Annotated in this window: 9 protein-coding genes; 7 read left to right on the top strand and 2 right to left on the bottom strand. The window is 56.2% G+C overall.

Going from position 1 to position 9,242, the window contains the following annotated elements; translation table 11 throughout:
* Both ACETWG_10050 and ACETWG_10045 read right to left on the bottom strand, forming a co-directional pair.
* A partial coding sequence (locus tag ACETWG_10050; protein MFB0516926.1) for a hypothetical protein occupies window positions 1-239 on the bottom strand: 239 nt, incomplete at its 3' end.
* Between the two features lie 3 nt (window positions 240-242).
* Complete coding sequence (locus ACETWG_10045; GenBank protein ID MFB0516925.1) at window positions 243-1,337, bottom strand: Na/Pi symporter; 1,095 nt, start codon at window positions 1,335-1,337, stop codon at window positions 243-245.
* Window positions 1,338-1,700: 363 nt separating this feature from the next.
* Between ACETWG_10045 and ACETWG_10040 the strand changes: the two genes are divergently transcribed.
* From ACETWG_10040 to ACETWG_10010, 7 genes are all read left to right on the top strand, one after another.
* A complete protein-coding gene (locus tag ACETWG_10040; protein MFB0516924.1) occupies window positions 1,701-2,942 on the top strand; it encodes a DUF1015 family protein in 1,242 nt (413 codons plus the stop codon).
* 69 nt (window positions 2,943-3,011) lie between these two features.
* Complete coding sequence (locus ACETWG_10035; GenBank protein ID MFB0516923.1) at window positions 3,012-4,802, top strand: SLC13 family permease; 1,791 nt, start codon at window positions 3,012-3,014, stop codon at window positions 4,800-4,802.
* Between the two features lie 127 nt (window positions 4,803-4,929).
* Window positions 4,930-5,238, top strand: a complete 309-nt coding sequence (locus ACETWG_10030) for an ArsR/SmtB family transcription factor (GenBank protein ID MFB0516922.1) — start codon at window positions 4,930-4,932, stop codon at window positions 5,236-5,238.
* Window positions 5,239-5,298: 60 nt separating this feature from the next.
* Complete coding sequence (locus ACETWG_10025; protein MFB0516921.1) at window positions 5,299-5,685, top strand: DUF302 domain-containing protein; 387 nt, start codon at window positions 5,299-5,301, stop codon at window positions 5,683-5,685.
* 15 nt (window positions 5,686-5,700) lie between these two features.
* Window positions 5,701-6,111, top strand: a complete 411-nt coding sequence (locus ACETWG_10020) for a rhodanese-like domain-containing protein (protein MFB0516920.1) — start codon at window positions 5,701-5,703, stop codon at window positions 6,109-6,111.
* A 26-nt stretch (window positions 6,112-6,137) separates the two neighbouring features.
* A complete protein-coding gene (locus tag ACETWG_10015) occupies window positions 6,138-6,353 on the top strand; it encodes a zinc ribbon domain-containing protein (GenBank protein ID MFB0516919.1) in 216 nt (71 codons plus the stop codon).
* 140 nt (window positions 6,354-6,493) lie between these two features.
* A partial coding sequence (locus ACETWG_10010; GenBank protein ID MFB0516918.1) for a hypothetical protein occupies window positions 6,494-9,242 on the top strand: 2,749 nt, incomplete at its 3' end.

The raw sequence follows: 9,242 nt of genomic DNA, 5'->3' as shown, positions 1-9,242 counted from the left end.
GCCGACCCGGTCACCGCCAGGTGGGTCATCACTTTCTTGCGCACGTCCCGTTCGTAGGCGTTGATCTGCTTATCCATTTTATAGATGTCTATACCAATCTCGCTGGTATCAGAACGTCGGAGGGATTCCACCGAAGCCACGTACATGGCCAGGTCCATGTCCAGCATTTGGTAGGAATTCTCCAGGGCCTGGGTATAGAGGTCCTCCTCTTTAAACAAGTGTAGCAGACTCTTCCACATGGCTTACCTCGTGCTTACGATCAATATTAACGGGATAATGAAGAAGACCAAAAGAATAAAGATCAGGGGCAGGAATCGGTTTTTAATTGCCGTTGCAGCGGCATATTCGGCCATCCGGATAGGTAGCCGCCGGATTTTCTTGATAGGCCAGATAAGCAGGATGCCGCAGATATTAAACAGCAGGTGGGCGAAGGCTACGGTGATGGCCGCTGTATTGGCCGTTGAGAGGGCTGCCAGTATAGCGGTCACGGTAGTGCCTACGTTGGCTCCCAGGGTGTAGGGGAATATCTGGAGCACAGTCAATAGCCCGGCACCGACCAGCGGTACAGCTAAGGAGGTTGTGATAGAGCTACTTTGTACCAGGGCTGTGAGGAGGAGGCCAAACAGGAATGCCCGGGCGGCTGTTTTGAAGAGGTGTTCATCGAAAAAGGCCGAGACCCTCTTGATCACCAAGCTGCGCAGTATCTTAACGATGCCGGTCAGCATGGCGAAAATGAGCAGAACGGCGATAATGAGCAGCAGCACCGGCTGCTGACCCACCAGCTCAGCCATAATGGTAATGGTAGGCATGGTGGCCGCTTTCAGAGGACTGCCCAGTTTCAGGCCGCCAACGCCCTCAAACACCTGTGCCAGCACGGAGGCCGAGCGGCTCAGTAAGCCGGTGGCTAGCTCCAGGGGGAATAGCACCGCCACCGCCGTTATGTTAAAGAAATCGTGGATAGTGGCAGCGGCAAACGCCCGTCGGAACTCGGTCTTCCGGGCAATATGTCCTATTGACACGATGGTGTTAGTAACGGTCGTACCAATATTGGCGCCCATGATGATGGGGATCGCGCCCTGAATGGAGATGGCGCCACCGGCCACCATCCCGACAACGATGGAGGTAGTGGTGGAGGAGCTCTGGACCAGAGACGTGGCTAGAATCCCGATGAATAGACCGAGCACCGGCGAGGCGGTGGTGTTCAAGATCCGCTCTGAAAATTCTTTCCCGAAGAGCTTAAAGGAGTAGCCCATGGCCCCAATACCAACGATAAACAGGTATAAAAAGGCCAGGAGGCCCAGAATTTTGAGGAGGGATAGAAGTTGGTTTCTCGTCATGAGGCTTTCAGGCGATGGAGGAGCCCTGTTTCGTATTCCGGCAAATCATGGCTCTTTCAGCCGGTATCATCCCCTCCTACTCCTGGGACATTGCCAGCGAGTTGATATCAAGAGGATATAAGGGTCCCCGGTATTGAAGGTTCACCAGGATTGGGGACGGCACGACGACGGGGGTTATACCTTGACTGAGTTTCCAGACCAGTACTTGCCACCTATACCCGAAAAGGCAAGGTTTAAAATTAGTCATAACAAACCAAGCGGGAGTAACGAAAAAGGCTTGGTCTGAGACTATCTTTTCGTAACCTTTCATTCCCTCGCCGATAGGATTAAGTTCGCAACTAAAACCTATAGCGAGTGGTAGCCTTGGCAGAGATTCACCCTTTCCCGGCCGTTCTGTTCCGTCCTGAAGAGGGCACTGATGTCACTCCCTTCGTAGCCCCTCCTTACGATGTGATCACTCCCGCCGAGCGGATAGCCTTGCCGAAACGGAGCCCTTACAACGTAATACGGTTGACATTGCCCGAGGCACCCCCCGATGGTGACCGCTATCAGGCGGCGGCGAAGCTGTTCCAGTCCTGGATACAGTCCGGCATTTTGTACACAGTCACAACACCAGCATTATATGTATGGGAACAGGAGTTCCGCCACGTGGATACCACTTACAGGCGGCGAGCCCTGGTGGCCAAAGTGACCTGTGAACCCTATCGGCCGGGGTGCGTCATGCGCCATGAATACACCTACCCTGCTCCTAAAGAGGACCGCCTGAGGTTGTTTCGCGCCACGGGCGCCCAGTTCAGCCAGATCTTCGGGATTTTTGAGGACGATCAGGGTGAAGTGTCGTCCCTGCTGGCTGAAATGGTTGGGCAAACACCTTGGCAAACAGCCCGGGGTGACGACGGCCACATCTCCCGACTTTTCAATATCACCGATGAAAAAGTCATCAAGCGTTTTCAGGCTGGCCTCCACGATCGAACCGTTATCATTGCTGACGGCCACCACCGCTATGAGACGAGTGTGGCCTACTACCAGCAGCTCGGCCGCAAGGGGACTACCCTGATGACCCTGGTACCCAGCAGCGATCCCGGGTTGATAGTGTTACCTACTCACCGTACCCTGGGCCTTTCCCTGAGTGCTCAGGCCTTCTGTCAGGCCCTGGGTGACGAATTTTCCATCGAGGCACACCCTCTAGAGAGCTGGCCACGGCTTCACCGGCAGACCGCCAGTCATTCCGCGGGTGGGATCATTTTAGCGGCAGCAACGCCCATCGATCAGTCATTCTGGATTAAGTGGAAAAATAAGAGCGGTGCCAGAAGCAGGAGCGTCAATCAGACCCGGGGGCAGAGTGATGTCGTGGTGTTTCATGAGAACATTTTGCCCCGCCTCACGGCAACTGGATCAGCGGATCCGGGAACCTTTGGCTATTTCCATGAGGCTGAAGAGGCTGTGGCTGCTGCAAGAGCTCAAGGGCACTGGGCCTTCCTTCTACGCCCAACCTCCGTGAGAGTACTCCTGAACGTTGCTAAGTACGAAGAAGTGCTGCCGGCTAAGTCCACCTACTTTTATCCCAAGTTTCTGGCGGGTTTTATCAATGCACGGTTGGACTGAACCAGAGAGCAGGCTATCATTCCTGGTTGCTATGCTAGAAGCTCTCGCTTCACGGGTATTGGACCGGTCATGACACTCGAAGTCCTGTTGATGCTCGTGCTCCTTGCGGCCACCCTGGTGGTTTTCGCCCTGGAGCTCTTTCCGATGGAGGTCACCGCTTTTGGCTTATTGGCTATCCTACTGATTACGGGCATTGTAGACGTACAGCAAGCGATAACAGGCCTGAGCAATCCAGCGGTTGTGACTATCGGTGCTCTATTTGTCCTCAGCCATGCGGTAACAAAAACGGGACTGCTGGAAGTAGCAGCGGAGCGACTGAGTTCCATGGTGGGTTCCCGGAAGTGGATAGGAATCGGCATCATGTTGCTGACGGTGAGTCTATCATCGGCCATGCTCAACAACACGGCGGTGGTGGCCATGTTTATTCCTTTGGCCATGCACCTGTGCCACCGCTTCCGTCTCAGCCCCAGCAAAGTCCTCCTGCCACTGTCCTATGCGGCGGTGATCGGCGGCACGCTTACACTCATCGGTACCTCCACCAATCTGATCGTGAATGCCTTCGTTATTAAAGCTGGACAACCGCCGTTGGGTCTGTTCGAGTTCGCCCGGCTGGGCTGGGTATTTGTTCTTTTCGGCCTGATATACGCCCTTTTCGCAGCACCGCGTCTTCTGCCCTCCAGGGTTAGCCTGGATTCTCTGACCCGGAAATATCATATGGGTACTTATCTGACGGAAGTGCGGGTCCAGGCGGATTCACCTCTCGTAGGCAAAAGCTGCAAAGAGGTGGGTATCAACGAAAAGTATGATATCACGGTATTAACTATCCTGCGCGGTAATCGGCGGCATGTTGAAAATATACGCGACCTTCCCCTCCGGGCCGATGACACGTTGATTCTCCGGGGCCTCGTCGACAATATCATCCGGTTAAGAAAGGAGCAGGGGGTAGCTCTGCTGTCTGACATTAAGCTCACAGATAGCGAGCTCTCCGCTGAGGATCAGGTTCTGGCGGAAGGTCTTATTACCCGGACCAGCCGGTTTATTGGCCGGTCTTTGCGGGAAATTGATTTCCGTCGTCATTACGGGGCGTTTGTGCTGGCTGTTCGGCGCCACGGTGCCACCTTGCGGGAAAGAATCGCTCGGGTCCCCCTGCGCATTTCTGATACCCTCCTCATGCTAACTCCCAAGGAACGGCTGAATGAACTACGCCGCTCAGATGATATGATCATTATCTCGGAGGTCAAATCCGAGCTTCACCGCGACCGCCTCTGGTGGCTGGTGGTGGTCATCCTGCCCCTGCTGATGATCCTGGTGAGCACGGGGGTGGTGGATATCTTAAGAGGAGCCGTGCTGGCGGTGGTCCTACTCCTGCTCGTCCGAGCAGTCAACATGCAAGAGGTGTATCGCTCCGTCGACTGGTCGGTACTCTTCCTGATCGCTGCCTTCGTACCGGTAGGGTATGCCATGATCGAGACCGGTACGGCGCGATTCATTGCTACCGGCTTAGTTTCCCTGGCAAATCTCTTCCCCCCGGACCTGGTCCCCTACATGGCACTGTCGCTTATTTATCTTACCACCTCCCTGCTAACGGAGCTAGTCTCCAACAATGCCGCGGCTATTCTATTGGCACCAGTGGGGATCAGCATCGCCACCAGCTTAGGCGTGGATCCGCGGCCATTCTTAATGGCGATTGCGTTTGCGGCCTCCGCGAGCTTTATGACTCCCGTGGGTTACCAGACCAACATGATGGTCTATGGGCCGGGGGGCTATCGCTACACGGATTATCTCCGTTTCGGTGGGGGCCTCAATCTCGCCTTCTGGTTATTAGGCTCCTACTTTATCCCTCGTATCTGGCCGTTCTAGCCGCGCACTTAATCAAAGAGCGACCACTCCGGAAGGGCAAGTGGCCGTTGGTTAACAATATCGTATTGTATTAATATAATAGGGCTACATAAATTTTATCGTGAAAGCTCAAAACGCGCAGGAGTCAATGTCAGACAGTCTTTCAAAGGCCGCCCGTCTGCTGAAAGTTCTGGGGCATCCTGCCAGACTGCACATTCTTCACTTTATAGAAGATAGCGAAAAAACTGTTAACGCCATCCAGGAGCATGTGGGCCTGACTCAGGCCATGACCAGCCAGCACCTGAAAGTTCTTTACGAGGTTGGCTTGATCCAGCGACGGCGGCAGGGCACTTCCGTTTTTTACAGCGTTACCGGGAACCTGGGCCGGAAACTGCTCCGGAGTCTGCACGGTTGCCGGGAACTCTGGTCTGGTCGGCCCGTAGAACGCGCAAAGTAGCCATACTCCACGGATGATGTTCTCTCTATATTCCCTTAGACGAGGACGAGGTGAAAAACTATGAAGTTGGGTTACTATCGTGATGTCGAGCTGTCCTTCGGAGAGGCTGAAGACCGAGTGCGGGCCACCTTACAGGAACAGGGCTTTGGTGTTCTTACCGAGATCGATGTGCGGGTCACTATGAAAAAGAAGCTCGGTGTGGACTTCCGTCCCTATAAGATCCTGGGGGCCTGCCATCCGCCCAGCGCCCTTGAGGCTCTTTCGGCTGTCCCGGAGATCGGATTGCTCCTGCCCTGCAACGTGACTGTCTCCCGAAACGATGATGGTACTATTCGCCTGGCAGCTGTAGATGCGGAGACGTTGTTGGGGGTGGTTGAAAGACCGGAGTTGTTCCCGGTGGCGGAGGATGTCAATCGCCGGCTGCGTAACGCTATTGACGCGGTTTAACCTCGGGCTTGACGGGTGAACTCCAGGTACACTCTCTCCCTGGCAATGCTCATGATGGCTTTACTTACTGAGTGTAGCCAGCACCGGACAATCGCTCAGTTTGATGACGAGCCGGTACCAACTGTTTCTGCCAGGGCTTTATGGGAGCGGATCAACTCAGGGGTCGCTACCTTTGTCCTGGACGTGCGCACGCCCGAAGAGTATAATGGTCCCCTGGGCCATATTGAGGGGTCGAGATTGATCCCGTTGCAGGAGCTGGGAACCCGGATGCATGAACTGTCGGACGTAAGGAACCAACAAGTCTTCGTGGTGTGCAAAGGTGGCGTCCGTTCGGCACAGGCCACCCATCTGCTCCTTAATGCGGGCTACCAAGTGAGCAACGTCACCGGTGGGATGCGGGCGTGGAATGATCTGGTTAGGAAGTGAAGTGCGATAATAAGAAATTCTGACTGATGCCGATTTATGATTATCGCTGCCGTGCCTGCGGTAGTACGTTCAGCGCGCTGGTTGCATCAAGCGATACGCCAGAGGAAGAGGTTGTATGTCCCCGCTGCAAGGAGCGCCAGGCGAAGAAGCTGCTGAGTATGAAGACAGTTGTTATTAGTAAGGCCAACACTACCGCTTCTTCCGCTTCATGCAATGCTCCTGCGGGCAGTGGGTTCACCTGAACTTAGGCCAACAACCTCCGGTTGAGGTTGCCGGCTTTCCTTAGTGCTGAATTCGGTTGAATCCAGGCACGCCCGTGCAGTGTGTGAGCAACACCTCAGTTTTCAACCGTCCATGATTACTCACCGGGGAGGAAGAAAGCATGGCATTGTTAAAAAACCCCCGGTCTGGTGATGCCTTTCACCGGATCTGCCTCATCATAGTCTTCACGTTCTCAGTCACGCAGGGTCAGAGCTTCTGGGCGTGGAACCTCAGGACTCACCCGGAGCTGAAATGGCAGGTCATCTCCACCGAGCACTTTAACATATATTATCACCAGGGTCTTGAGGATGTGGCCTGGCGGGGCGCCGCCATCGCCGAACAGGTATATCAGCCGATTATGGATCAACTTGAGCTGGAAGACTTTGGTAAAACCGATATGGTCTTTTCCGCCGAGGATGAAATCATGAACGGTTTCGCTATGCCATCGAATCAGATCTTCATCTGGGCCTACCAGAATGATGCGGTGGGGTGGTTCACGGGCTCGGAAAAGTGGCTCCGAACCGTCATTGCCCACGAGTTCCAGCACGTGGCGCTAATGAATGGGCTGAAGACCTGGCTGGGTATCTGGAACCTGTTGATGGTGCCGGGCTGGTTTTTGGAAGGAACGGCGGAATACTATACTGAGAGGTGGCGGGTGGGCCGCAGCGACAGCGATATGAAAATCCACACTTATATGAACAAGATGGACCGCCTGGACGCCCACGATGCGGGGTATGCCAAGGTCCTCTATCTGGCAGATAAGTACGGTGATTCGACCATTACGCAGCTGGTTCACTACCGCGATAGCCTCCGAATCGGTGAGCGCAAGCTGCTGACTTACCCATACCTTTTCCAGCGGGCTTATAAGAAGGTTACCGGGCAGAGCGTGGCCCACTTTAACGAGGAATGGCGCCGGGCCATGAATACCTATTATTACAGCTACCGGGGTCAGAAAGAAGGGGTCGAAGAGGTGGGTGAACCGGTGGTTATTCCCGAGCTGGCCGCTATTCGGGGACTGGCTATATCTCCCGACAGCAGCCAGGTGGCCGTGGTGGGGCGTGCCAGCAAAAACATGCAGGACTGGAGCCTGTATACAATCAGCACTGACAGTGCCCACAAGCGGGTAGAGCTCCACTATGGACAATTCAACGGCCACCCGGCCTGGTCACCGGACGGTAAAGTCATCGCCATCAGCGAATATCATCGCGGTCGGTATGGTTCGCTGCTGTGGGATATCCGGGTTATTGATGTGGAGCGCCGGAAGGTCCGGTGGCTTACGCGCAATGCTCGGTCCCTCGATCCGGTCTGGTCACCTGACGGGCGCTATCTCCTTTATGCCGCGCACCCGGGGCAAACCACCAATCTTTACGTTACCGATCCTGGTGGAGAAAACGTCACGCGCCTGACGGCTTTCGCTGGTGACATGCAGCTGCAAGATCCCCATTGGTCACCCGATGGCTCGGCAATCGTTTTTGCCGTGCAGGAGGAGGATGGAAACGTGGACATCGCCGTGGTGGGGGCCGACGGTGAGGGTTACCATAAACTGACCCGGGACCCCGAGGAAGACCTGGCGCCCCTGTGGTCGGCGGACGGCCGGTGGATTATCTTCACCTCCTTCCGCAACTCCACGCCCAACCTGTACCGCCTGCCCGCTCCGGGCGCTTCCCCTGAGCCTGCCGAAGGGACCGACCTGGTCCCCATGACCGACGTAGCCGAGGGCATCTATACTACCCAGATCATGCCCGGAACCGGGGAGGTGGTAGCGATGACCCTGGGGGACGTGGATACGGTTCGGGTGCGTCGGTTGGCGCCGGACCGAACTGTGGAGCCCGGTGACCAGCCGGTGATGCGAGCGAAGTTCACCCGTTGGCGGCAGGAGCAGCCCGAGATACCCGTTCCGGCCGTTGACCTGGCCCAGACACCCCCCATCGAAGGGCCCCGACCCTACCGCTCCTGGGGCACCTGGCGCCCCCTGGCGCGTTTGGTACTGCCCGACATCTACAGCATCAGCGCCTTTGGCATGTGGCAGGATGCCCTGGGCAAGAACCAGCTGTTCCTGGCCGGTGGGGCGGTCTATGAGGGCTGGGACTGGGGCGTGCTCGCCTCCTGGACCAATGCCCGCTTTACCCCATTTATTTCCCTCACGGCTTATCGCGATTTCATGTTCCGGGTCCGGGGATATGGCGGCGGTTACCTGCTGGAAGCGATCAGCGGTGTTCAGGTGGATGCCCTATATCCCTTCAACCTGGGCCACCACCTGACATCCGAACATTCGGTTGCCGTCTCGCTGGGCGGCTTCCAGCGCCGACCGGTAGAGGATATCCCGGTGAAGGAAGATACCCTGCTCGGGGTACCTGAGGAGGTTGAGGAGGGAAGGCTTACTATTCGATATCAATGGAAATCCCAGCGGCCCCACCGCCAGTCTGCCTACCTCCCGCCTAGCGGCAGCGGCCTGCGGCTGCGCTACGATTACCACGACAGCACCCTCTACGGCAAATTCAACTACGGCAGGGGAGAGGCGGACGTTTTCACGCACCAGAGGCTACCCGGAACGCCATTGGTGGTATTCGCCCGGCTCGTCGGGACGTTCCTGACAGGTGTCCCACCAACGCAGGACCGCATCGGCCTGCTCAGCGATCCGCCGGTGTATCTCAATCCCGGCTCGGTACTCGGTCTGCTCGGGGGATTTATCGAGACACCGGAGCTCCACAGCCTGCGGGGACTGACGGCAGCGAAGCTGGGAGATCAGGTAGTGTCAGGAACGCTAGAACTGCGCCTGCCGGTGGTTGAGGAACCCCTGGCCCGCATCCTGGGATTGGGATTGGGGCAGTTCACCGCCGCTGCTTTTGCGGACTTCGGTTGGGTGTGGG

It is taken from the genome of Candidatus Neomarinimicrobiota bacterium, assembly GCA_041862535.1.
Taxonomy (GTDB): domain Bacteria; phylum Fidelibacterota; class Marinisomatia; order SCGC-AAA003-L08; family TS1B11.
Note: the sequence above shows the minus strand (reverse complement) of the source record. Positions and strands in the feature narration are given on the sequence as shown.

Excerpts from the sequence above, each read along its gene's own strand:
- ACETWG_10045 (MFB0516925.1), bottom strand. The coding sequence starts at position 1,337 with ATGACGAGAAACCAACTTCTATCCCTCCTCAAAATTCTGGGCCTCCTG.
- ACETWG_10015 (MFB0516919.1), top strand. The coding sequence starts at position 6,138 with ATGCCGATTTATGATTATCGCTGCCGTGCCTGCGGTAGTACGTTCAGC.
- ACETWG_10030 (MFB0516922.1), top strand. The coding sequence starts at position 4,930 with ATGTCAGACAGTCTTTCAAAGGCCGCCCGTCTGCTGAAAGTTCTGGGG.
- ACETWG_10035 (MFB0516923.1), top strand. The coding sequence starts at position 3,012 with ATGACACTCGAAGTCCTGTTGATGCTCGTGCTCCTTGCGGCCACCCTG.
- ACETWG_10025 (MFB0516921.1), top strand. The coding sequence starts at position 5,299 with ATGAAGTTGGGTTACTATCGTGATGTCGAGCTGTCCTTCGGAGAGGCT.